Here is a 25,257-nt window from a genome sequence, read left to right on the forward strand (position 1 = left end):
CACATTTAGAGCGAGTAATCGTCTCCGTGTGGCTGTTTCCTATGTTTTGTTCTATTGTGTTCTAATGTAGCATGCTTCGTTTTTGTCACGCGCTCATGCGTACTAAAAGGGGCAGTTTGACGTTTTTTTTCAACATCCTTACCTTGCGTCCGTTTTAAATGCATACGTTTCTTTTTAGCTTTGGATAGTGCCATGCTAATCCCTCCATTTCACATTACCAATATATTACCGAAAAGAGGGAGAAAAGTAAAACCCCGTAAGCATAAAGTTTACGGGGTTTTAGTGATAGTATTAGTGAGATACGTCTTGAACTGAAATACCAGTGTTTGCTTTTACATCAACTTCACGATATTTCGCATCATCAGATTCTTTAGAAAGTAACGTTCCGATGAAACCACCTAGGAAACCAAGTGGTACAGAAATTATTGCAGGATTCGTTAACATAATTAACGGATTACCTACGAAGATTGCTTTACCTTCAACTGGATTCCAAACGTTTGGAGATACAGCTACAAGTATTAAAGCAGAAATTAAACCTGTTAACATCGCTGTTACTGCACCAGCCGTATTAAAGCGTTTCCAATAAATTGTGTAAATAATTACTGGTAAGTTTGCTGAACCAGCAATACAGAATGCTAGTGATACTAAGAACGCAACGTTTAATGTTTGTGCACCAAGTGCAAGAAGGATTGATACTATAGAGATTGTAATAGAACCGATACGAGCAGCAAGTACTTGCTCTTTTTCTGTAATCTTACCTTTTTTAATAATTTGACCATAAATATCATGTGATAGGGCAGATGCACCTGAAAGTACAAGACCTGCTACTACCGCTAAGATTGTTGCGAATGCTACTGCACAAACGAATGAGAACAGAATGTCGCCACCAAGTGCTTCTGCAAGAAGAGGAGCAGCCATGTTACCAGCCGCGTTTGCAGCGATAATGTCTTCTTTACCAACGAATGCAGCAGCACCGAAGCCTAAGAAGATTGTTAATACATAGAATAGACCTACAATCCAAGTAGCCCAAATAACTGAAGAACGAGCTGTTTTTGCATCTTTTACTGTGAAGAAACGCATTAAGATATGTGGAAGACCTGCAGTACCTAATACAAGGGCAATTAAAACAGAAATTGTATCAATACCGTTTGTATACTTAAGTCCAGGGTTTAAGTATGCCGCACCGCTGTCAGTAGCAGTAGACATTTCTGTAAACATTGTTGAAATACTGAAGCCAAACTCTTTTAATACTAAGAACGAAATAATGACAGTACCTAACATTAATAGACAAGCTTTAATAATTTGTACCCAAGAAGTTGCAGTCATACCACCGAATAAAACATAAGTAGTCATCATAACACCAACGATTAATACTGCAACCCAATAGTCAATTCCTAAAAGTAATTGAATAAGTGCGCCTGCACCAACTAGTTGTGCAATCATGTAGAATAATACAATTGTAATGGTACTTAGAGCTGCTGTACCACGAACTTTAGAATTATTAAAACGTGCTGTAATCATGTCCGCTAATGTAAATTTACCAAGGTTACGTAATGGCTCAGCTACGATATATAGCACCACTAAGTAAGCTACTAAATAACCAATAGAGAAGAAGAATCCATCAAATCCGAATAATGCAACGGCACCAGCGATCCCTAAGAAAGAAGCTGCTGATAAGTAGTCACCAGCGATAGCTAGTCCATTTTGCCAGCCTGTTAAACCACCGCCTGCAGTGTAGAAATCACTTGCAGAAGAAGTACGTTTAGATGCCCACCATGTAATAACTAATGTAAGACCAACAATTGCTACGAAGAAAAATATTGCGATAAAGCTCATAGGCGGCCACCTCCGTTTTCATATTCAGCTATAATTGCTTTTGCTTCTTTGTCATAGCTATTTGCTTTCGCAACATATAGATGACATAAACTCCAAGTCATGATGAATAATCCTGCTGCGTAAATCCATACCCAAGTGACTTCCCCAATAGCCTTTTGGTGTAGGATTGTTGTGTAAGATGTAAGAATAGGTAGCAACATGTAAGCTGCTAAAAAGAATACAGTGATTGACCATAAAAAGGCATTCTTTTTTCTTACAAGTGCTTTAAACGATTCTTGTTTTGCAATTGCATCATAATCAATAACAATGCTTTTGCTTGCTTGATTGTTCGCCATAAACATTCCCCATTTTGTGTTTATTTTTACTGCTTAAATACTATTTTTTGCTACTTTAGTGAATTCACATCTTAATTTTATGAGACAGTTCACGAAATTGCAATACATTTCAGAAAAATTATGTAAAAAAAATTTTCTGAAAAATAGACTTTAAACAGAAAATACATGACAAAGCCTAGAAATTAAAGGGTTTTCGAAAATTCAGATAAATTTATAGGATGATGATATTACTAGGTTCTTGACAAAAAAACAGTTGTAATAACCGAGAAAAAATGCGTTTTTTCTAGAAAAAATAAACACTATTTCTCTAGTGAAAATTGGTTATTTTCTTATTTTTGGAAAAAGAATAGTATTGTTCGATAAGTAAAATGTTTAATTTTTTATAATAAAAAAAGAAAAAACCCGACCGAAGTCGAGTCTTTTTTTACTATAAAAAGGGGTCGTTAAAACCTTAATCTGATTAATGGGAAATATCTGAAACAGATACCCCTGTATTTGCTTTTACACGGATTTCTTTGTAAATACGATCCGCCTCAGCCTGAGATACTTTGTTAGATGAAAGAACAGAACCTAAGTAGCCAGCAATAAAGCCAAGAGGAATCGTGATAATTGCTGGTACTGCAAGTGGCACTAGTGGATTTCCAACAAAGATTGCTGCACCTTCAACTGGACTCCAAACGTTCGGACCCATAGCACCTAGAACTAAACATGAAACTAAACCTGTTACCATGGCAGTTACCGCACCAGTTGAATTGAATTTTTTCCAGTAAATTGTATATAAAATAACAGGTAGGTTGGCAGAAGCCCCGATACAAAATGCAAATGATACTAAGAATGAAACGTTTAAACTTTGTGCAAATAATGCAAGGATAATCGATACAATGGCAATTGAAATTGAGCCTGTACGAGCAGCTAAAACTTGTTGCTTTTCAGTTAATTTACCATTTTTAATAATCTCACCATAAATATCATGAGAAATTGCAGATGCACCTGTTAATACTAGTCCTGAAACTACCGCTAAGATTGTTGCAAATGCAACCGCACAAATAAATGACATAAGCACATCGCCGCCAAGGAATTCAGCTAATAGTGGAGCAGCCGTATTTCCAGCTTTACTTTCAGCGATGATTTTATCAAGCCCTACAAAGTGCATAGCGCCAAAACCTAAGAAAATTGTTAATGAGAAGAAAATTGCTGTAATCCAAGTTGTCCAAGAAATAGAAGCACGAGCTGTCTTTGCATCTTTAACAGTAAAGAAGCGCATTAGGATATGTGGTAAACCTGAAGTACCTAATACTAGTGCCATCATCATTGAAACAGAGTCAATTGAACTTGAGTATTTCATACCTGGCACTAAAAACTTATCGCCGTGATCAGTTGAAATCGTATCAAACATTTTCACTAAAGAGAAATCGAATTTCATTAATACCAGTGTTGCTAATAAACCTGTCCCAAATAGTAAAAGTCCAGCTTTAATAATTTGAACCCATGAAGTAGCCGTCATACCACCAAATAATACATAAGTAGTCATCATAACGCCTACAATTAACACCGCAACCCAATACTCAATACCAAATAATAATTTAATAAGAGCACCTGCACCTACTAATTGAGCAATCATATAAAGAATAACGATAATAATTGTGCCTGTAGCAGCTACTCCACGAATACGTTTTTCATTAAAGCGAGCTGTTAACATATCGGCTAATGTATAGCGTCCTAAATTACGCATTGGTTCTGCAATTACATATAGTAAAACTAAGTTCGCAACAACATAACCTACTGAGAAGAAGAAACCATCAAAACCAGTTAATGCGATAGCACCTGAAACCCCTAGAAATGCAGCCGCTGATAAGTAGTCACCAGCAATCGCAAAGCCATTTTGCCATCCTTTTAATCCACCACCGGCAGTATAGAAATCACTGGCAGAAGAAGTACGCTTCGCAGCGATGTACGTAACGATTAATGTTAAACCTACGATTCCTAAGAAGAATCCTACTGATACTAAATTCATTTATTTTCCACCTTTCGCTTGATACTCTGCAAGAACTGCAGCTGCAGCTTTATCGAATGAAGAAGCTTTTTTTACATATACTGTACAAAGAACAATTGTCATGATGAAAAGTCCTGCTGAGTAAATCCAAACGCCCGTAATACTACCAATAACTTTTTGTTGTAGTACAGGCTGAAAAGCAAGGATTGGTAGTAAAATATAAAGAATTAAAAACCCTGCTGTGATCGAAAAAAGAAAAGTATTTTTCTTTTTTACGAAGTTGTTGAACGATTCCATAGCTTCAATTGCATTATAGTCAACTGATTGTACGTTTTTGTTCTCAGTAATGTTAGCCATTATTATTCCCCCTAAAGTTATATATTGCTGTTTAAAACGACATATTTCTTTTTGTCTCGTCGTTATATTCACTTATTTTATGAGGAAGAATCCTATAATGCAATACTAAAATTTTAGTTTTTCAAATTTTTAGTCAAATTTAGATAGTCGAAATAAAGTAGAAATAATAAGGATTTAATAGAAATTATCTGTATGAAAGAGAACGCATTTCACTCTTGAAATAGTATTGTTGAAATAGCTTATTGATAATAATTTTGAATGTAAAAGAAAAAATGAACTTAAAAGAGAAATTTAGTGTTTTCCTTATTTTTCTATAAAAGAGAGTCTATAAATGAATAGCAAAAAAACCTTGTTATATAACAATTATATGATGTCTTGGGAAATAAGAAAATTAGTAAAAAAATGCTGAAAAAATTTTTAAAAAAACTTTTAATAATATGGCATAAAATGGGTTTAAAGCTACCAAAAACATACAAATGAAGGAGTTTGACATAAAGAAGGAAAAGATTCAAGACCATTATCTTGTATTTGTAATCTATAATTTATACAATAAAAAACGATGATAAGTTGGAGGGAAGTGTACACTTTGTTAAGAAGGAAATGGATCGTACTAGTTGGATTACTAGTAATAAGTAGTTTATTAACAGCTTGTGGTAGTTATAAATTTGAACCTGAAATGAGTATTGACGTACAAGATTTTTCTTTTACAAATCAAAACAATGAGCAAGTGAACCTTGATAGCTTTAAAGGAGAGCCTTGGTTAGCCATGTTCATATTTACAAATTGCAATTCGATTTGTCCGCCGATGACATATAATATGACAGATGTGCAAAAGTCATTAGAAGATGAAGGCGTAAAGGACTATCAAATCGTAGCATTTAGCGTAGATCCAGAAGTTGACACACCTGAAGTATTAAAAAATTATTTAAAAACGTACTCGGTTGTTGATGATAGCAAATGGCAGCTGCTGACTGGTTATAAGCAAGTATATATTGAGCAATTTGCGCGAAAATCATTTAATTCATTAGTAAAAAATGATCCGAATTCTGATCAAGTAGTACATATGTCGAGTTTTTATTTAGTAAATGCTGATGGTGTTGTCGTAAAAGATTATGATGGCACGACAGATGTACCGGTTGAAACAATCGTAGCAGATATGAAAGCATTGTCTAAAAACTAAATACAACGCAAAATAAACTCAGTTGATTAAACAATTAGCTGAGTTTATTTTTTCTATTAGAAAAGGACATAAAGTCTATAAAGCAATATAATAAACATATTTGATGATTTATAAATTGTGTTTAGATATTATTTGGATTTTAATATGAAAGTTAATTTCATACAAGCTAGTTTTTTAACTCTCCTTGTTTTTTTAATACGGATAGTTTGTTCATAATTATTGATTTTTCGCGATATACAACTATACTGAAAAACTCTTGATTTAGTAAAGTTGCAACAATTAAAAAAAGTTACGATTAATAACCCTGAATATTGGCTCAGTGGGCACGTACGGACGTTGCCAGGTACATGCTTTCCCTTGTTGATCGCCGTTTACAAATTACTTTTATTAGCTCTTCAGGATGAGTTTGGAACGGTCTCTGTAACCTTATTCCCGCAAAGTTTTTCATCTTGTTCAAGAGCTGTTACTAGAAGATGAATTGCTTTACATTGAGAGAACGCTTGAAAAGCGCTTTGGTAGACCACAAGTGAAAGTAAACATGCACAAACGACGAAAAGAATATGAAATTGAAGGAATTTTAGAAATTGCATAAAATTTTATGCAGTTTTTTCTTTACTTTTAAATAATTGTTTTGTAAGATAAAGCCAAATCCAAAAGTGGCCAGACCACTTTTGGATTCATTCAGTAAGAGACGCCATCATCTAAAGGTGGTGGAGATTGTTTCTTTATAATTAGGTATCCAAACACCTACTGAATGAAGATAAAGCCTTTGGATGCATTGTTTATAGCGCGAAAGGAAAGCGACAACATAATTATGCCAAGGGAATAGATTGACCAAGGAGTTAATCGTATGGATAAAAAAACCGAACAAAGGAAAGTGTTTTTAGATATCGTCCAACAATTACGACAGCTTATAAAAATGGCAAAAATACAGGCTGATGAAAAGTACCAACCGAACGAGCCCTTTCAGAACGTCAGGGTGTCTGGCGATCCTCTATGAGAGAGGCATTGGGAAGTTTAGAGTTGTTAGGTCTTATTGAAACAAGACTTAGGAGAGGTATGTTTCTAGCTTCTACACAAAAGCATAAGCTCGTAGAAATATGTCAATGTTTATATTAGAAGATGAAAAATCAAAAAAGGATGTCAAATTAACACGACAAATTCATGAGAAGGAAGCCATTCACTATAAGTTATACAGTGATTCTGCGAACACTAGTGTGTGGGGCAGTTTTTTTGTAAAGCTAGAGATAGAGGTACGACTAATTGTCTGGATGTTTTACGAGAAATAATCATCACTCAGAAATAATCGTTTTTCACTAAAAGTCTGCTTCAATTAGCAGTTTATGCCTGTGACCGTTTAAATCGATGCAGCTTGGCTATGAAAAAGAAGCATTAAAAGCTTACGAACAAAAATGCTGAACAAGGCATTTAGACAAACATAGGGGGAGTAAAACATGGCAATACGTAGCTTATTTAGTAAAAAGAAAGAGGACGGACAGGAAAAGAGATTTCCAGAAGGACTTATGACAAAATGTCCAGAATGCCGTCATATTCAGTTAACAAAGGAATTAGAAAAAAATCATAAAGTGTGTACAAAATGCGACCATCATTTCAAAATGACTGCACAGGAGCGCGTAGCCTATTTCTTAGATGAAGGTTCATTTGTTTCAATGGATGATCATTTACAAACAAGTAATCCACTTAATTTCCCTGATTATGTAGAAAAAATTTCAGTGGCTAAACAACAAACGGGATTAAGCGAAGCTGTACTGACTGGGTTAGGTACTCTTGATGGAGAAGAAATTGTTGTAGCAATTATGGATTCTCATTTCCGTATGGGCTCAATGGGCTCCGTTGTAGGAGAAAAAATCACACGTGCCGTTGAAAAAGCTATTGAATTACGTGTACCGGTTATTATCTTTACTGCTAGTGGTGGCGCGCGCATGCAAGAAGGTATTCTATCATTAATGCAAATGGTAAAAACGAGTGTGGCATTAAAACGTCATAGTGAAGAAGGACTATTATTTATTTCAATCATGACGCACCCTACATACGGTGGCGTTTCAGCAAGCTTTGCTTCTGTTGGAGATATTAATATTGCAGAACCACAAGCATTGATTGGCTTTGCTGGTCGCCGTGTAATTGAAGAAACACTAAGAGAAAAATTACCAAATGATTTCCAAAAGTCAGAGTTTTTACTAGCGCATGGTCAGCTTGATGCAGTTTTCCATAGGAAGGATTTACGAAACCAAGTAGCGATGCTTGTAAAAATGCATACAAATGGCGATGTGCAACATGTCTAAAAATTTAGCTTTTGAAGAACCGATAGTACAATAACGAGAAAAAATGGATGAATTAAAAACTGAGAAATAAATAAAGAAGACATCAAAGTCTAAACTTTTTGACACTGAAGTAAAGTTTAGACTTTGATGTCCAAGAACATCTATTCTGTCTCACTATCATAAGTATACTTAACTATGAAACATAACTTCCTATAATTTATATTATGTAAACTAAAATTATTTTGCGTGGAGGAGTGCTTGAATACGTCAACTACCCATAAAGATCGGTTTTTGTATACGGACAAGAAACTACAGACATTTTGGACAAGAAAGTCCAGACGTAAGATAATTCCCTACTTTTTGGACAAGAAAATACAGACAAACTCACAATTTCAAAAGCTAAAAAGGACAAGAAAGTCCAGACAGTACATTTTTTTAAAAAATAAAAAGGACAAGAATGTCCGGACATTCTTATTTTTCCCTGTACATACTGTATTTTAAGTATTTACCACTAAATCAGAGTGATGTAAAACGCAGTGACATTCAGTCTCACGTACCTTTGGTCAACTCGATTGCTCTCACACTAATCTTAATCTATCATAACCGTTTACAAATAAACAAAGTGTCTTATCTGCGATCCATAAACTATAAGGAAAAACGAAATTAATTATCACATAATCGTTCAATCGTTTAACATTTGCATAGTATAGCATTATATACACAGCATTTAAAACCACGTCCTTACTCAGGACGTGGTTTTAAATATTTGAGATTGAAACATCAAATTACTTTATTATCACTTGTCACTCAACAGCTTAACGTCGGAAATCCGCATTTCGCTAGTGGTGCCCCTAATTTGACTGACTATGCAATAGTTCAGGAAATAAATAATGTATGATATGCATAGTTAAACGTCGAGTCTCTCCTTTATATGGATAGATGTGCATATACATAGATGGATTAAAGTTGGCTTCAATAATTCCATAAGCATTTTTATTACCATTTTCAATAATCAAATCAATACCACAAATTTTAGCTCCCAATGAAGCTACTGCATCCACTGCTATTTTTTTATAATCATCAGGAATTAGATCCGTCACATTAATCGAGTCTCCACCTGTACTAATATTGGAATTTTCACGCAGAAAGATGATTTCATCCATTTTAGGAATCGAATTGACTTGATATCCTTGAGCTTTAAGCATAAGATTCTCTAATTCACCTAACTGGATAATTTCTAAAGGTGTCCGATGGTCTCTTCCTCTTAACGGGTTACGATTCTTTTGCATGACTAACTCTTCGATTGTATGTTTACCGTCACCTTTAACATTCGCAGGAACTCTTAGTAAAACAGCTTTTACTCGATCATTTAATACAAAAAATCGATATTCTGTTCCTTTTAGAAATTCTTCTACTAATATGGAAGAGTCTTCTTTAAATGCTAATATAATGGCTTTTTGATAATCTTCATAATTTGAGCCTTCTTTGAAGATTGATATTCCTAATCCATAGTTTGTTGTTTTCGGCTTCACGACAAAAGGTTTGGAGGAAAAGAGATCATAGCTACGTAAAGCCTGTTCAATTGTCTGAAATTCCTTCCCTTTCGGCACACGAAATCCATGTTGTTGAAGAATTTTCTTTGTTACTGTTTTATTTTCCATAATTAAAGTGGATACATAATTATCTTTACTTGTCATATTACCATTTTTTACATATTCAACATGTTCTTTTAATTTCAGCTTCAGAAATTGGTCTTGTCGATCCAAGATTTCTACTTGGATTCCTTGTTGGATCGCATCAAACATTAAAATCTGAGTAGACAACTCCATGTCAGTAAATCCTGCTAATTGATATGGCTTATCCCATGATTTTTTATAATTTTCTTTAGCAATCGACGTAGCCAATTGACGTTGACTGCATTTTTCACTTTCTTCAAAAAGTCTTCCAGCTAAAGTCTTACTTGGATCCATTAGCATTTCTTTCAGATGAACAAATAACGTATCTGAAATAGTCAAATTTAAAATTGTTGCTAAATGTTTCATCTCATCAATCATTTTTTTTGCTTCTTTTTCAAATTGTGTATGCTCTAATGGATGCTCAAGAGCCACTATATCATTGTAACATTCTCCTATTTTTACCCACTCATCACTATTTTCCCCTTCATCTTTCCATAGTAAATAAATTAAGAAAAGATGGAGAAATTCTGCTTGTTCATAGCTAATGCCGTATGTTTCAAAAGGATTTAAATCTATATTTCGCAATTCAATATATCTAATACCGTTATCCTCTAGTTCTGAAACATGATGTCCTCCTCTTAAACGGACAGGTGAATAAAATTCTCTTTCTGCTGATAGAAGCCCTCTTTTAACCATCGAAGAAAGGTCTGATACATAATTCTGTATACTACTATATGACACTTGAACATCTTTCGAATTCGTATAACCATATTTACTGCTTCTAATGCTTCTTACTACCTCATTCAATAAATTTTCTTCAAAGAAATTCTTTTCACTTCTAGGAGAAGCTCCATAAAAATAAGTAACTAACCATCGATAGTGCAAATAGTTTCTTGTAGCTTTTAGATAAATCTCTGTTTTAAAATGCTGATACTCTTTAATCTCCGATTGTGCGTTAAATAATGCTTGAATTAACTCATCGCCAAACTCGAAGTTAAAATGAACACCGCAAAGCATTTGTTTACGACGGCCATAAGAATTCGATAATGATTGTCGATATCGAACATTTTCAGCACTTTTCAATTTCGCCATTACAATATCTTCGTCTTTCTCTGGTAACTGTGGCGGCATGCTTAATGGCCAAAGCATTTTATTCTCACCCATAGAACGATAAGCAACATCATGGATTGCTGCTAAATAATCAAAAAGTTCGTTCAATGTATCAGTAACAGGTGTAATTAATTCCATCTGTAATTCTGAAAAATCCCGCTGAATATACGGATGGTCATCTTGTTGAGAAATACTTTTAGGATGATCCGTTTTAGCTAAATTTCCGGATAAATCTACTCGTTTACTTTCTTTTTCAATCCCATAACGAGCTTTTAATAAGTATGGTTTCACATGGTCATTAACTAATATTTTTTTATAATCCATTTTAAAAATAGCCCCCAATTTGCTCACCCCTTCAGCTGTTTCTTATATATTATTTAGTTACCTGCAATGCACGACAAAAGGAAATGATCGAGAATATCCACATTCTGCTAAAATATGGATATAAAAGAAATTATCTTAAGTATTCCATATGGAAAGCGAAATGCTCCTCTAAAAAAGTTGCAATAAAGAAATAACTATGATCATAACCTTCAGCTTTCTTGTAATGTACTAAATGATTATTTTCCCTTGCATTCTTTAAAAAATTTGTTTCATCTAATTGTTTTGGATAAAACTCATCTTGCGTTCCTTGCGTAATGAGAATAGGCGGCATACCAGCTTCTTTGACCAGTTCTGACGCATCCCATTCTTTCCAGGAAGCTTTATCTTCACCTAAATAAGTTGAGAACGCATTTATTCCCCATTGGACTTCACTAGGATTTGAAATAGGCGAAAAGGCAGAAATCGCTTTGAATATGGTAGCATTTTTCATACCAATCACTAATGCGCCATGTCCCCCCATGGAGTGACCCATTATACTTTGTTCACCTGAATAATGAGGTATTAAAGATGTCGCAATGGCAGTTAATTCATCTACTATATACGTATACATGTTATAGTGCTTTGCCCAAGGATCTTGTGTCGCATTTAAATAAAAACCTGCCCCTTGTCCAAGATCCCATCCCTCATTATTAGCAACATTACCCCCACGTGGTGAAGTATCCGGAATAATGACTGCCACTTGATATTTTTCAGCTAATCTTTGAAAACCACTTTTTTGACTAAAATTATCATCTGTACAAGTTAAGCCAGATAGCCACCAAATTAGGGGGATTTTTTTTTCTTCTTTATTTGCTGGTAAGTAGATACTAAATGTCATATCACATTTTAAACTTTGTGAATAATGACGGTATTTATATTGCTCACCGCCGAAAGAGCGATGTTTTTCAATAAGTTTAAGACTCACTTTCTCACTCTCCATATGTTAACATCGTACGAATGGACTCACCCTTATGAAGTAAATCAAATGCTTCATTGATGTCTGTAAAGTTTAAGTGGTGTGTGATAAACGAATCGATATCGATTTCACCATTCATATAATCATCAACCATTCCTGGAAGCTGCGTTCTGCCTTTCACACCTCCAAAGGCAGAACCACGCCATACTCGACCTGTTACTAGTTGAAATGGACGAGTATGAATCTCTTTACCTGCACCTGCTACACCGATAATCGTACTTTCACCCCAACCTTTATGACAACATTCCAGAGCAGACCTCATTACTTCAACATTTCCAATACACTCGAAGCTATAATCTACTCCTCCATCCGTCATTTCAACAATGACTTCTTGAATTGGTTTATCAAATTTAGATGGATTTAGAAAATCAGTTGCACCCATTTTTTTAGCTAATTCATATTTATCCTCCTTTAAGTCAATAGCAATAATTCGGCTTGCTTTTGCTTGAACCAAACCTTGAATAGCAGCTAATCCAATGGCTCCTAAACCAAATACGGCTGTCACAGCTCCTTCTTGCACTTTTGCTGTGTTGTGTACAGCGCCAATCCCTGTAGTAACACCGCATCCAAATAGACCAACTTTATCAAGCGGCGCTTCTTTGTTAATTTTCGCTAAAGAGATTTCGGGCACGACTGTATATTCACTGAATGTGCTTGTTCCCATGTAGTGATAAATAGGTTCACCATTATATGAGAAACGAGTTGTTCCGTCAGGCATTAAACCTTTACCCTGAGTTTCTCGTACTGCACTACATAGGTTTGTTTTACCAGAACGACAGAATTTACATTCTCCACATTCAGCCGTGTATAGTGGAATAACATGGTCCCCAGGTTTTACTAAAGTAACTTCATCACCTACAGCAATGACTATCCCAGCACCTTCATGACCTAGTACAGCAGGAAATACGCCTTCTGGATCATCACCTGATAAGGTAAATGCATCTGTATGGCAGACAGAAGTATATAGAATTTTTACTAATACCTCTTTTGCCTTTGGTTCTTCAACATCTATTTCTACAATTTCTAGTGGCTCACCTGGTTTAAATGCCACAGCAGCTCTACTCTTCAAATGAATACCTTCTTTCTTTTCCTTACTAATAATTACTTTTCCCATGATTACACTTTATGATAAACTATACAATACTGACTTTTTTGTCACTATAAATGAAACATTAATAGTAAAGGGGTAACAATATATGGAAATCCATTATAAAGAAAAAACTTTTTTCACTGGCAAAGATTTGGCTTTATCCGTTATAGGTGGACGTTGGAAAATAGCGATTATATGGTGTTTACTCCAACAGTCTCCTTTAAGGTTAAGTGAAATACAGCGATACCTTCCCGATGTCAATCAACGTATGTTAATTAGACAATTAAGGGAATTAGAAGAAGATCAAATCATTGTTAGAGATGTATACCCTGTTGTGCCTCCTAGAGTAGAGTATCAACTAAGTGAAATTGGTTTACGCTTAGAACCTGTTGTAAATTCCATTTGTGATTGGGGAGATAATTTCAGAGAATTTTTGAAAGAAAATGCTGATAAAACTTCAGTTGAATAACGAGCTCACAAACGATTTTAAAATGAAAGCCACGAAACGCTGATATGAAGGCGTTTCGTGGCTTTTTGAATGTTCCCAAATAATTATTTTTGGTGATGAAAATTTGCATTTAGCACTATAAAATATATAAATAATTCTTCTCAATTAATATTTACATAAAATGTTTTTTTCGATTACCAAAAGTATGTTGCTTAATACGATGGTATTCCCCTATAAAAAATGCCTTTTTGTCCAAGGTCTTTTTCAAAGAAAATTCATTTACTTAGCCCTTAGACGATAATAAAAAACACAGGATAACTCCTGCTAAGACTACACATATTACAATATACTTCGTGGGTTAAGAACTATTGACTCATCTTTAAATATTTTCGTTATCACCCAAGCCAGCCTGATTCTTTATCACTAGCAATATTCATAGCGCCATTAGTCAGCAAAAATAATAGCAGAAAAAAGCGTAAGATATTTAATAAAGGAGCTAGCTGGTGTGTAAATCCATGAGTATCTGGTAAAACTAAATGTTGAATCATTCAAATCGTTGTAATAGTGGCAAATAGAAGCGTTACAATTTGACGCCAGCGATCTGTATTAGCTAGTTATATTCGAGTGAAATTATTTAAAAGCTCATTAATGCTCCTGTACTCCCCAATTGTTAAAAGAATTGATGGAGCGTAATCCTTGTTGTATGGATCACCTTTGATGTCTTAGGTGGTTAAGGTGTATAAATACTTAACACTTAAGGAGCTAAAAATCGCATTAACATGGAATTTTACCGTTCTTTCAAAGATGCATTTTTTTATAGAGATGAGGAATATACATGTTTCGGAAAATACAATCAAATGAAAATAAGACTGTTTCTCAATCAAACGTGGAATTAAAAATATCAATAGAGTCTCTAAAAAAAGCCCTCGTTCAAATGGATGATGCGGAATTTGTCGAGCTTACCATTTCTGAAAATCAACATGTTGTTCTTATCTACATAAGAACCTTAATTGACCAAGAGAGATTAAATGAAAGCATTGTAAAACCTTTATCTAATCATTCCAAACAGTCCATTCAAGAATACTATGTTCATTCAACAATTAACTCTATTTCTACTTTAAATGAAGCAAAAACGCAGCTGTTTCAAGGATCTGTTGTGTTATTTGACTCCTCGTCAAACCTTTGGTTCGCTATCCCATTAAAAAATCCGCTTGGACGTGCAATTGAACCATCGGATACTGAAACCATCCTATTAGGAGCAAAGGACAGCTTCAGTGAACAGCTTGAACAAAATATTACACTTATTCGGAAACGCCTTCCAACACATGAACTGAAAACAGAGAAGTTCACCGTTGGTTCTTTAAGTGAGACAAATGTTGTCTTATTGTACATAGAGGGACTGACCAATCCAGAATTTGTTTCAATTGCGAAAAAGAAAATTTTAGAAATTAATTATGATCTCTTCTTTGAATCATCTCAAGTAGCTGCATTTATTGAAGAAAATCCAGACAGTATTTTTCCTCAGTTTCAGCAGACTGACCGACCTGATGTTGTTGCTTATTCCCTGGGAATAGGAAAAATTACGATCCTGGTAGACAATACACCTTTTGCGTTAGTTGCCCCTATTACTATGTTTCATTTGTTCCAATCACCAGAGGATTATATTAATCGTTGGGTCGTTGCGAGTTTTTTGCGCATCATAAGATATGTAAGTTTTATTCTCTCTATCACATTAATTCCTTTCTACGTGGCACTAACAACTCATCACTATCAAATGATTCCTTTACAAACGCTTTTCGTCTTGGTGGAATCAAGGAGCAAGCTTCCTTTCACTCCTTTTTGGGAAGCATTTATCATGTTGATTTTTATTGAAATTATAAAAGAAGCAAGTTTAAGGATGCCAACAAAGACTGGTCAAACACTTGGGGTTATTGGGGGTATTGTAATTGGTCAAGCAGCAGTTGAGGCTGGTTTGGCTAGTAAAGTGTTAATTGTCATGGTAGGAATTTCAACTATCGCATCCTTTCTTGTTCCTAATTACCTTGTGACAAAGGCAAATTCATTAATTCAATTCATTCTTCTTGTGTGTTCTTCGTTTCTAGGGATTATAGGGATTGTTCTTGCGATGATTATCATTTTAGCTCACCTTAATGGATTATCTTCACTAAGGCAGCCATATTTATCTCCTGTAGCTCCTTTCTACGGAAAAGATTGGCTTGATTTATTCATTAGAGAGCCTTTAGTTAAAATGAAGGAACAGTAGGAACATCTTAAACCACTGAAGAAGAAAAGATATCAAGCTAGGAGATGAACTGATGAAAGCCCTTCAATTTTTTAATAAGAATGAAACCTATAACGGGTTCTATATCATGTTGATGGTTAATCGCCTCCAATTACTTTACTTTTTCTTAATTATGCCGAGGTATTTAATCCATCCATATATGATTTGGGTTATTATATTGGTCGGCTTATTGTCCCAACTAAACATTCTTCTTTTATCCAGATGGTTTTTAACCCGGTTTTCTAGCGACGGTTATAACGGATTTGTCCAATTATTCGGAAAAAAACTTGTACGTTTTCTTTCTCTGGTCGGTCTGTTCTTTATCCTGCTTAAACTTTTCGTTATTATGTTAGGCTTCACCGAAATAGTACAAATATTTATGTTTCCAGCTACAGATTCCAATTGGCTTATCTTTTTTATACTGTTGACTTGTTTGTATGTAGCATGGAAGGGTGTTGGAAAAACGATACGTTTTGTCATAATTTCTTTTTTTTGTACATTTTGGATGTTCTTATTCTTTGTATTTTTCTTCTTTCCTCCAATAGCTCATCTCAGTGATTTGTACCCTATTATTCCAATGGAATTAACAAGGGATTCCTGGAAAGGAATATTATTAATATTATCTTCTTTTCAGAGTATGAATTTCTGGTTTTTTTAGGACCATGGTTTAAAGCAAATAATAGGACATTTCGTTATTTGTCTTATGGAAATGCGCTAACCGTTATAGAGTATGTAACCTTTTATATGGCATCCTTATTCTATTTCGGTTCCAATTATTTAAGCAAAACCCCATTTCCAATTGTCACTATGGCCGTTACTTTCAAAATCCAGTAATTGAACGTATTGATATGGTCATGCTTGCCTTAGAATTATTTAACATCGTCTTTGCGGGATCAATTTTTCTTCTGTTGTTTTATGGAGCATCTAAAGTAGTTAACGAGAAAGTGTATAAACCTTCCAGTCGTATAGGCTTTATTTTCAGTGTATTTATAATTTTATTGGAATGTTACTTGTGAATGAATGGATTTGGAAGTCAGATGAAAAACAAGTTGTTTTACTTAATCTTCAAATTATTGCAGGAAGCTTAAGTTATTTTGCGGTTCCAATTATTATTATCGTAGCTATGAAGATAAAGGGAGTTCATAAACATGATACTACGAAAGAAGATGGCTAAAAATTTTCAATTTTATTTATTGCAGTATGGTTAACTGGATGTGCCCCATTTACTGAAAATAACATTATTGAAGAGCTCGCTCCAGTCACATTTTTATCACTTCGTAAAGGGGATGAAGGTAAAATAAAAATTAGTACGATATTGCCTCCTCTAAGCAAAGAAAAAAAGAGTGTGATGACGCGAGAAGTAAGCTTAATAAAAGAAGGATTAATGGTCTTTAACTCAAACTTTTACCAGGAAATGAAATCTGGGCAAATGAGAATGCTGATTATTAATGAAGACATTGGTAAAGAAGGAATTATGTCCATTATTAATGTGTTATTAAATGATCCGGATATTTCTTTAAGAATTTATTTAGTTGTCGTAAAAGGAAATTTTGAAGGTTACTTGGAAAATCAATTGGATAAACAAGACAATCTTGATTACTCTTTTTACCGAATGCTGAAGCATTATGAGGAAAAGAATCAGGGCGAAATTAGCGTTGTTAATTTACATGAATTTAAAAATTTATTATATACGCCTTATTCAGATCCTTTCTTACCTGTATTTAAAATAGAAAATGACGCTATCAGTTATGAAGGTACAGCCCTGTTTCAAAATGATAAACTAGTTGAAATAATAACAACTTTTGATGATCGCATCTTCCAACTGTTAAAAGATGATTACTACTTATCAGTTCTGCCAATCCCAGATTTAGAAGTTGTTCTAGGTCATGTTAGGTCTAATACGAAAGTAGAGATCAATAATAGCTTGTCTACAATGACCTATACAGTGAATTTAGACTCGAGAATTGAAGAATACCGGGGAGAAAAGCAAATTTTTGAACCAAAGGAATTAGAAGATTTGAAAAAAGAAATCCAATTCAAACTTGAAAAACAAACACAAGAGCTAATAAAAAAGATGCAAGAATTGAAGGTAGATCCATTACAGCTAGGTATTCATACATTAAAACCTTTTTCAAAACCAATGGATGAAAAAGAATGGATTGAAATATTCAAGAAGATGGATATTAAGATTGATTATCAGTTAAATATTGTGCCTTTGACAGATTAGAACACAAAAGGTAATTATAAAATAAAAAAACGCGCTCACTTTCAGCCTGCCCTCCTCCAATAACAACTTTATCTAACAGCTCTTTCATTTTTATTCCCTTTAAATTATTTGTAATTTGCAAGTATTTATCTTAAAAATAAAAACCAATAATTTTAACCCTATTGTTATTAAATGCTTATTTTGTTCTTAATATAAAAATAAACCACTCTACTGAGTGGTTTTTGAAGTTAAAAGCAATTTCTTGATTATTTCTCTTTTTTTTCATAAGTATTAAATACTTCATTCGCAATATTTAAAATCAACCTGATTTCTGATTCATTTCTATCCTCAATTAGATTTTGTAAGATCAGAACCAACTCTTTTTTCTCAAAGTACTTATTATCAAAATTTAGTGTGTCAAATTTAAAAATACTACTAGGTGCTTCTTCCAAGCCTTCAGTAATCTTTTCTAGGGTCTGGATAGTAATATTCCTATCCCCTCTTTCAACCCCAGCCAAATATGAAGTTTGCAGACCACATTTTTCGGCCAATTCTTCCTGAGTTAGTTTTTTCAATTTCCGAATTTCCTTGATGTTGCTACCAACTAATTTGATTAAACTATCCACAAAATCACCTCACATTTAGACTATGTGAGCTTTGTACTACCTTAGGAAATTGGGAGTTTCATGCTTATGATGGACATAGAAGAAATTTTGGGAGATTGATATGCACTAAGAAAGCTACATTAATGGATGGGCAACATAGATTAGGAGGAATTAGTGAATATATCAATGAAACCGATAGTACACTTAACGTTCCCTTCCTAGCTTTTCATTATTTAGATGAGGATGAAGAAATTAAATTATTCGATGTAATTAATTCAAAAGCTAAGGGTATTGGTACATCACTAAGTCGTTATTTAAATAGGGATAATGATGACCTTAGCTGGGTAGCTACAAACTTAATTCTTAAGCCAGAGAGCCCTTTCTTTAGTAAAGGGACCTTAATAGGAAGAAGAACTAAAGAAAAAAACGTAACATTGCAAAATCTATATAATATCATGAATTTATTAACTAAAAAATCTGCTTTAGCAAGTCTCTCTAAAGAAAGAAAATTAAACATGGCTTTATTTTACTTCAACTTAATTAAAGATTTGTTTCCAGAACAGTGGGACGATAATCAGTTGTATAGAATGACACATATTACATGTTTAAATGCATTGGCAATTGTAGGGAATAAAATTATTAATGATAACTATTCGATGAAATCCCAACAACCAGATTCTATTGAATTAACAAAGCTTTTAAGAAATTTGAAAGATATTGATTGGTTATCTTCAGGGAATTTAAAGTACATTAAAGGTGCTGCAGGGTCTAAAATGCTTGCTGATGATATTTTAAATTGTCTTAAAGGTTAGCTATATAAAAAGTAGCCTCCATTTTATTGGAGACTACTTTTATTTAACCACAAATAGTAAATATATTTGATTCTTTACTAGACACTATATTCACCGTAATCTTCAAGAAGTATTAGATACACTTCACTATTATCATTAATTAGTTATATTCTCACCCCTATTAAGATCCATCTTTAAAATTGCAAGCTCTGATGGTGTTCTATACCGTTCATATTTAATATTTTTATCAAAACCGCATATATTTTTTTCTTTTTGCATGTCTTGAATTAATTTTTCTAATTTATTAAATATATTTTGGTGATATATTGTAGTATCTTGTATGTGTTGTTCTATTATAATTAAATGCATTGGTATTATATCGTGTAAATAATAATTGTTTGATTTATATTTTGTAGGATTTAATATCAAATCTAAATATTCAGCGAACCTTTCGAGCAATAAATATGGTAGCATCGTATTTATTATTTTTTTAATTTGATTTATATCTATTAAATTAAAATCATGCGTGATTTTAAAACTATTATTTAATAAATCTTCTAGATAATTAGAATAAATACCCTTAGGATAAAGAGAAAATCTTTCTAAATAACACTCATAGTTAAATATTTTTGTTTCAACCGGTATTTGTTTTATTTTTTTAGATAAATTTATTTCTTCAAACTCTTCTCTCCAAAAAGTAAAAGCCAAAGCGAATCCACAAAAAGAGTCATTAGCTTTTAATTCATTATTTAATTGGATACAAGTCTTATGATCATTTAAATAGTATTTCATTAAATATCTTTTAATGGCTTTATAAATATCTCTTGATTGCATATAAATCTCATAAAACACTGCGTCAATCTTATCCTTTTGCAAGAATGAACGAATGTTATAACGATAATTGAAATTGTATTCGTAGTTGGTCATTATATTTTTTAAAGCACTTTTAGAGGAAAAAAAGTTCTGAGAATATACTTCTTTTAAAATTGTATTTTCGTTTAATTCTTTGTTTAAGTAGTAATTTTTTTGATAATCAATTAACAGACTTAAATTGGATTGGACGAATTCATTATTTTTCTTAAAATACGTATTGGTTGGATTAGTAACGGAGTTTCTTTTTGACTTTTGTATATGCTAAGGAGGTTTAATAGCTCCGCATTTTCTATTCTAAATTTGTTTTTCCAACTTCTGAAAATTGAAATTACATTATTATTATCTAAGAAACAAAATCCACATGCACAAGTAAACGGTGGATTTGAAAAATTGGACAAGAGATACTTCCCTAAAACCTTTCCACACTTTTCACAGCTATCTACTAATGTTTCATTTGTATGAAAAATACATGTTTTAAAAAGGGTTATTTGATGAAAAATACTGTGAAAGCCAAATTTAATGCAACATGGACAAATGGTAATATTCTCTCTGATGGCATAAGCATATGTTAAACCTAATATGGGTTTTAATTTCTTGTATATCAATGAATTTCTACTTTTTAAGTTTATCCCAAATATTTCAATAGCTTTTCCTTCATCTATTCCACTTAAGGTTACTAGGTCTCTTAGGTAATCTCCTACGCCTTCAATACGCTTAACTGTTTGAACATTATTGTTTCCAAAAATACGAAGTAAAGCACTATTGTTTAAGGCATTCGAGTACTTAAAGCGTTCGAATATACACCAATTGGATAAATAACTATGGATCCAATCCCTATCCCAAACAAACTCTTTATTATTCAAATTACCCCTCCAAATGTATTTAATCTAAATCTAATAAAACTAACTCAGATTGAATGTAACCAGAATTAATAATTGCTTTTTTAAAAAGATTTTTATTTAAAAGTTGAACATTTTCACTAAAAAACCCATAGTTTTTTAATATATATTCTATAGAAAGCGTAACGTATTGCATCGGTATTTCTTTATTGTTTTGTAATCCTTTTTCTAATTGAAGTTCTAAATATACTTCATAAAACTCATCTGCAAAGTTAACTAGCCTAAATCCGTTTTCAAAATGATCCCTGTAATAATAGTGTGTGAATGACACCTCTGAATTAACAGGAAATTCAGTTCCTTCATCGTATTGCTCCAGTAATATCTTAAAGTCTTCAGCATCTCTTAATCCATTAAACTGATAGCTATCACTCATAAATCTACCCACTATTTGAAAATCCTTATTTTTAATAAATCTCTTTCTACGGTCAATTAATTCATCATGTCCTACTAAAATAGTGGTTAATACAATTCCATATTCGTCTAATTCATTATATACATCCATTAACCAGTCATATTGGATGGCAGATAGTTTTTGTGCATCATCTATAAAAATAACAATTTTATTTTGTTTTGATTTTTCGGCTGCATTAATAAAAAAATACTTTAACCGGACTCTTTTTTCACTTGGTCTTCCTAAATCAGGTGCAGCATGTCCAACTCCATCTAACAAATCTTCAAAAAAGTTACTTTCCCTCGCACTTTTATAGGTTCTACATCTAATATGGAACATAGGAATATTCTGCTTTAATTCATCTGGAAGTACTTTAATTAAGTAGGAAATGGCACGAGTTTTCCCTAAGCGAGGGCGACCATGAATTATGGCACCTGGAAATCTGTTATCAATCCAGTTACCTACTATATAACATAATTTATCAATTTCATTCGTAGCAATTAAATATTTTCCGGTGTCTACAGGGTGTTTTCCAATAGGAACATTAAATTTTGATAAGTTCACCATAATATCTACACCACCTAAAGTGTGATTGATTTTCTTTTATTTTTATTTTTGTTTTTTTCTGCGTTTATTAAATGTTCATAGTAGTTTGTTTCTGTGATTTCAGGATTAATGATATTTAATTTGATTTCATCTTTATCTAAACTAGTATTACCCGCCGTAGAATGTTTTTCTTTTTGATTTAATTTTTGTTCTATGATTAAATCATGAGTTGATTTGAATTCAATATTCTGTTTATTACTAGGATTAATTTTTGAAATATCTTCTGCCTTAGCATCCTTTCTGACATCAATAACTTCTTGGTGTAGATTTTGTTGTTCTTTTTTTAACCTTACCTGTACTTTTTTCTTCTCTTTATTTTTCGAGTCAATTTTATATCTTTTTTTATAGGATTTTAATTCAGCTAATAGATTTCTAAGTTTTCTATCGTTAATTGCATTTTCTTCTAAAAAAGCTTGGAAAGCATCCATAGGATCTTCATCTTCGGTATAATGGAAATATCGTTCGCGCTTAAATTTGTTTATTGCATCTCTTAATTTTAAGGAGTGCTGTACTGTTCCCCAATAGCCACTACAAGTTAATACCCCATATTTTGTGCCATCTTGTCTATAAACTACAACTGACCGAAGATCCTCAGTATTAATCAAAATTGTTACATTTTCATTTACCATTGAAAAATCTCTACTAAGTTCAGGGCTAGTATAACGTTCATGTTTATAATGTATATATGGCCTCCTGCCTTGATCTAAATTTCCTTTAATTCTTCGTACACAAGTTATTGGAAATAAATTAACTAAGGCTCTATTTTCTACTGGGATTGTAGAAATATGCATACCTTGATTAATCCTACTTTCAAATACCTCTAAAGGAGTAAAGCCATTATTACCGTCATGTGGTGTTGCGTTGTAATTTGCTATAATTACGTCACATAACTCCTCTATCGCATCAGAGGTAATAGAAAATTTTATAGCATTCTTCTCAGCATCTTTTCTTCGAGGATCCATTACATTACTACCTGTAGTTGAAGGTAGCCGATGAAAACTGTTCTCTTCAATACTTCTGAAAAGCCGCTCAATAATTGGTATATTAACTGGAACTGCTATAGGCCCCATATTTATAGAACAACCGATTTGTTTTGTTAATAAATTTTTTATTTCATTTGAAAGGTGTGATTTTGCATTGTCATAACATATTTCATCCCAAATGCCGTATTCAGCTTCAGAAAATTTTGATGAGGGAAAACCTGCATTTTTAGAATAGTTTAATCCTGGTATAGTAAGAGTTTTAGGTTTCCAAGGTAAAATTGATGATTGAAAACACTTCTTAACATCTTCTTGGTTATATTCCTTATTGAAAGATAAATGGTAACCTACAATTGCCCTTGTTGCGACGTCAACAACAGTTAATAACCAAAAACGATTAAGTATATCTATTATTTCTTCTCCCTTGGGTGTTTGATATACAATTGCGGATATTACATCAAGTTTATGGCCATCAAATTCTACTCTTTCTAATGGTCTAGTAATTGTTGAATTCGAGTTAATAGAATTGTTAACATTATTTAAAATCATGGAGGATTGCCCTCCATTAAGATCAGCTACTTCACGGATATAGTTATTTGAAACATCTTTAATAAATCTTTCAACGGACTTTCGGGCTAAACTAATTGTGTTAAAAGGATACTCATTAGGTCTAATACCGATCTTCCTACATTCATTAATGAATTTCCTATGCAAATTTTTATAACTAATTTTACGTTCTCTAGCGCTAATTTTTGCTTTAGATTTATTAAAATACTCATCTATTAAGAAGATTTTTAATTCAGGGTAATTTTTCAAAAGTAATTGGAAAGCACCTGAATAATTAGTTGGATTTATGTTACAAATCGTTTTACGATTATATGGGACAACAGCTTGATAATGTACTAATCCTCTATAACCCAGAATTTTGTTTACTTCATCATACATAATACAGCGGGAAGCAAAACGATATATTTCACTCCTTACAATCCCTGTTATTTCTACTATTTTATCTATGGGAATATCGGTACTGAAAAAGAGATCAATTGCCTTCTTCCGCGATTTAAACGTATGTAGTTCATTCGCTGTCATATCCCCTGTATAAATATCTTCCCAATTAGTAATATCTAAATCATTAATAGGTACTTTATCTGTTAGGTATCTGCGCATATCTTCCATACCTCCGTATTCTTCCCTAAATGCCGTGAATCTAAATCACACTTAATATATCCGTTATATAAAAGAATACATATAATATTTATCAATTCACTTGTTTCAATATTTGTTTCAAGTGTTATTTGTTGTATTGATTTTGGATGCTCAATAATATGCTTCTTAACTATTTCTACCTTTTCTTCTTTTGTTGCCAGTGTATTATTGATTTGACGTATTAAAAGCTTTAAATTTGATAGTTTAATAGGGTTAAGTATTATTTCATTTTCCGTCTTAATTAAATGATTCGCTTGATTTGCTTTGCACCATAGTCGTTGTACATTTATTTGTTTCTTTACAGAATCTTTATTTAAATCCTTAGAATATTTTATTTCTATAAAAAGCTGCTCCCCATTTTTGTATTTTACCCACATATCTATAATAGAGAATTGTTTTTTATTTTCTTCTATAATCTCCATTTTTATCGCCTGTTCACAAAAATCAATTATGTTTGGATCCGTTTCTATTTGTATCCAATGCTGATATTCTAAATCGCTAAATAAAAAAACATTTCGTTTTAATTTATTGCTAAAAGATTCCCACCTATTGTTGCCAAATTTTTTACTAGCAGAAGTAATTAATGGTATATACAAAAATATCACCCCGTTATATAAATTGAATATTCTGAAAATAATAAGTATGGATATTCTTGTCTTTATTATACAAAATCCGTACATTCTTGTCTCTAAATTTAGACAAGAATGTACGGACTTCTTTTTTTAAAATGCTATTATACCAGTTATCAAGTAAAATATTTAATGTCTGGACAT

24 protein-coding genes and 1 pseudogene are annotated in these 25,257 nt (G+C 32.8%); 11 read left to right on the forward strand and 14 right to left on the reverse strand.

Annotation, left to right across the window (positions count from 1 at the left end; translation table 11 throughout):
* Positions 1 to 5: 5 nt before the first annotated feature.
* The 5 genes from LO754_RS10430 to LO754_RS10450 all read right to left on the reverse strand — a co-directional run bounded on the left by LO754_RS10430 (position 6) and on the right by LO754_RS10450 (position 4,521).
* Entirely contained in the window at positions 6 to 194 is a 189-nt protein-coding gene (locus LO754_RS10430; protein ID WP_024361777.1) for a hypothetical protein, read from the reverse strand.
* A gap of 97 nt (positions 195 to 291) precedes the next feature.
* Positions 292 to 1,836 carry a solute symporter family protein gene (locus LO754_RS10435; RefSeq protein ID WP_024361776.1) on the reverse strand — a complete coding sequence of 515 codons (1,545 nt, stop codon included), beginning with the start codon at positions 1,834 to 1,836 and terminating at the stop codon, positions 292 to 294.
* Entirely contained in the window at positions 1,833 to 2,171 is a 339-nt protein-coding gene (locus LO754_RS10440) for a DUF485 domain-containing protein (RefSeq protein WP_024361775.1), read from the reverse strand. The genes LO754_RS10435 and LO754_RS10440 overlap by 4 nt, the downstream gene beginning before the upstream one ends.
* Before the next feature lie 460 nt (positions 2,172 to 2,631).
* Positions 2,632 to 4,185: a solute symporter family protein gene (locus LO754_RS10445; protein WP_024361774.1), complete on the reverse strand. Its 1,554-nt coding sequence runs from the start codon at positions 4,183 to 4,185 to the stop codon at positions 2,632 to 2,634.
* Positions 4,186 to 4,521 (reverse strand): DUF485 domain-containing protein, encoded by a 336-nt coding sequence (locus LO754_RS10450; RefSeq protein WP_024361773.1) that lies wholly within the window; start codon positions 4,519 to 4,521, stop codon positions 4,186 to 4,188.
* A 559-nt stretch (positions 4,522 to 5,080) separates the two neighbouring features.
* Between LO754_RS10450 and LO754_RS10455 the strand changes: the two genes are divergently transcribed.
* The 4 genes from LO754_RS10455 (at position 5,081) to accD (ending at position 8,004) form a co-directional block, all read left to right on the forward strand.
* Positions 5,081 to 5,701, forward strand: a complete 621-nt coding sequence (locus LO754_RS10455; RefSeq protein WP_231786191.1) for an SCO family protein — start codon at positions 5,081 to 5,083, stop codon at positions 5,699 to 5,701.
* 850 nt (positions 5,702 to 6,551) lie between these two features.
* Positions 6,552 to 6,701, forward strand: coding sequence for a hypothetical protein (locus LO754_RS10460; protein ID WP_231786192.1), 150 nt, complete (start codon positions 6,552 to 6,554; stop codon positions 6,699 to 6,701).
* Positions 6,698 to 6,820 carry a hypothetical protein gene (locus LO754_RS10465; RefSeq protein WP_231786193.1) on the forward strand — a complete coding sequence of 41 codons (123 nt, stop codon included), beginning with the start codon at positions 6,698 to 6,700 and terminating at the stop codon, positions 6,818 to 6,820. Before LO754_RS10460 ends, LO754_RS10465 begins: the two co-directional genes overlap by 4 nt.
* Positions 6,821 to 7,155: 335 nt before the next feature.
* Positions 7,156 to 8,004, forward strand: a complete 849-nt coding sequence (accD, locus tag LO754_RS10470; protein WP_025219471.1) for an acetyl-CoA carboxylase, carboxyltransferase subunit beta — start codon at positions 7,156 to 7,158, stop codon at positions 8,002 to 8,004.
* Positions 8,005 to 8,834: 830 nt separating this feature from the next.
* Here the strand turns inward: accD and gshAB are convergent.
* From gshAB to LO754_RS10485, 3 genes are all read right to left on the reverse strand, one after another.
* Positions 8,835 to 11,093 carry a bifunctional glutamate--cysteine ligase GshA/glutathione synthetase GshB gene (gene gshAB, locus LO754_RS10475; RefSeq protein ID WP_231786194.1) on the reverse strand — a complete coding sequence of 753 codons (2,259 nt, stop codon included), beginning with the start codon at positions 11,091 to 11,093 and terminating at the stop codon, positions 8,835 to 8,837.
* Positions 11,094 to 11,223: 130 nt separating this feature from the next.
* The gene (fghA, locus tag LO754_RS10480; protein WP_024361770.1) at positions 11,224 to 12,057 is read right to left on the reverse strand and encodes an S-formylglutathione hydrolase; all 834 of its coding nucleotides are present in this window, start codon (positions 12,055 to 12,057) and stop codon (positions 11,224 to 11,226) included.
* A 4-nt stretch (positions 12,058 to 12,061) separates the two neighbouring features.
* Positions 12,062 to 13,177, reverse strand: a complete 1,116-nt coding sequence (locus LO754_RS10485; RefSeq protein WP_024361769.1) for an S-(hydroxymethyl)glutathione dehydrogenase/class III alcohol dehydrogenase — start codon at positions 13,175 to 13,177, stop codon at positions 12,062 to 12,064.
* 127 nt (positions 13,178 to 13,304) lie between these two features.
* Here LO754_RS10485 and LO754_RS10490 point away from each other — a divergent pair, with 127 nt between their 5' ends.
* The 6 genes from LO754_RS10490 (at position 13,305) to LO754_RS10505 (ending at position 18,154) form a co-directional block, all read left to right on the forward strand.
* The gene (locus LO754_RS10490; protein WP_024361768.1) at positions 13,305 to 13,667 is read left to right on the forward strand and encodes a winged helix-turn-helix transcriptional regulator; all 363 of its coding nucleotides are present in this window, start codon (positions 13,305 to 13,307) and stop codon (positions 13,665 to 13,667) included.
* Positions 13,668 to 14,481: 814 nt separating this feature from the next.
* Positions 14,482 to 15,909, forward strand: coding sequence for a spore germination protein (locus tag LO754_RS10495; protein ID WP_231786195.1), 1,428 nt, complete (start codon positions 14,482 to 14,484; stop codon positions 15,907 to 15,909).
* 112 nt (positions 15,910 to 16,021) lie between these two features.
* The gene (locus LO754_RS23440; RefSeq protein WP_255702665.1) at positions 16,022 to 16,585 is read left to right on the forward strand and encodes a GerAB/ArcD/ProY family transporter; all 564 of its coding nucleotides are present in this window, start codon (positions 16,022 to 16,024) and stop codon (positions 16,583 to 16,585) included.
* Entirely contained in the window at positions 16,573 to 16,761 is a 189-nt protein-coding gene (locus tag LO754_RS23445; RefSeq protein WP_255702666.1) for a GerAB/ArcD/ProY family transporter, read from the forward strand. The genes LO754_RS23440 and LO754_RS23445 overlap by 13 nt, the downstream gene beginning before the upstream one ends.
* 178 nt (positions 16,762 to 16,939) lie before the next feature.
* Positions 16,940 to 17,101 carry a hypothetical protein gene (locus tag LO754_RS10500; RefSeq protein ID WP_231786196.1) on the forward strand — a complete coding sequence of 54 codons (162 nt, stop codon included), beginning with the start codon at positions 16,940 to 16,942 and terminating at the stop codon, positions 17,099 to 17,101.
* A gap of 18 nt (positions 17,102 to 17,119) precedes the next feature.
* Entirely contained in the window at positions 17,120 to 18,154 is a 1,035-nt protein-coding gene (locus LO754_RS10505; RefSeq protein WP_231786311.1) for a Ger(x)C family spore germination protein, read from the forward strand.
* Positions 18,155 to 18,399: 245 nt separating this feature from the next.
* On the opposite strand, the gene LO754_RS10510 is transcribed toward LO754_RS10505, so the two are convergent.
* Positions 18,400 to 18,759 carry a helix-turn-helix domain-containing protein gene (locus tag LO754_RS10510; RefSeq protein ID WP_024361764.1) on the reverse strand — a complete coding sequence of 120 codons (360 nt, stop codon included), beginning with the start codon at positions 18,757 to 18,759 and terminating at the stop codon, positions 18,400 to 18,402.
* A gap of 56 nt (positions 18,760 to 18,815) precedes the next feature.
* Between LO754_RS10510 and LO754_RS10515 the strand changes: the two are divergent.
* Positions 18,816 to 19,550 (forward strand): annotated as a pseudogene (locus LO754_RS10515) (DGQHR domain-containing protein); the annotation flags it as partial.
* A gap of 135 nt (positions 19,551 to 19,685) precedes the next feature.
* On the opposite strand, the gene LO754_RS10520 reads toward LO754_RS10515, so the two are convergent.
* The 5 genes from LO754_RS10520 to LO754_RS10540 all read right to left on the reverse strand — a co-directional run bounded on the left by LO754_RS10520 (position 19,686) and on the right by LO754_RS10540 (position 25,080).
* Positions 19,686 to 20,363 carry a hypothetical protein gene (locus LO754_RS10520; protein ID WP_231786198.1) on the reverse strand — a complete coding sequence of 226 codons (678 nt, stop codon included), beginning with the start codon at positions 20,361 to 20,363 and terminating at the stop codon, positions 19,686 to 19,688.
* A gap of 212 nt (positions 20,364 to 20,575) precedes the next feature.
* Positions 20,576 to 21,265, reverse strand: a complete 690-nt coding sequence (locus LO754_RS10525; protein WP_231786199.1) for a hypothetical protein — start codon at positions 21,263 to 21,265, stop codon at positions 20,576 to 20,578.
* A 19-nt stretch (positions 21,266 to 21,284) separates the two neighbouring features.
* The gene (locus LO754_RS10530) at positions 21,285 to 22,259 is read right to left on the reverse strand and encodes an ATP-binding protein (RefSeq protein WP_231786200.1); all 975 of its coding nucleotides are present in this window, start codon (positions 22,257 to 22,259) and stop codon (positions 21,285 to 21,287) included.
* A 14-nt stretch (positions 22,260 to 22,273) separates the two neighbouring features.
* Positions 22,274 to 24,454 (reverse strand): hypothetical protein, encoded by a 2,181-nt coding sequence (locus LO754_RS10535; protein WP_231786201.1) that lies wholly within the window; start codon positions 24,452 to 24,454, stop codon positions 22,274 to 22,276.
* On the reverse strand, positions 24,430 to 25,080 hold the full coding sequence (locus LO754_RS10540; protein ID WP_231786202.1) for a TnsA endonuclease N-terminal domain-containing protein: 651 nt from the start codon (positions 25,078 to 25,080) through the stop codon (positions 24,430 to 24,432). The genes LO754_RS10535 and LO754_RS10540 overlap by 25 nt, the downstream gene beginning before the upstream one ends.
* Positions 25,081 to 25,257: the final 177 nt, after the last annotated feature.

The sequence above is a fragment of the Lysinibacillus sp. GJ-1 genome (assembly GCF_021166035.1).
GTDB lineage: Bacteria > Bacillota > Bacilli > Bacillales_A > Planococcaceae > Lysinibacillus > Lysinibacillus sphaericus.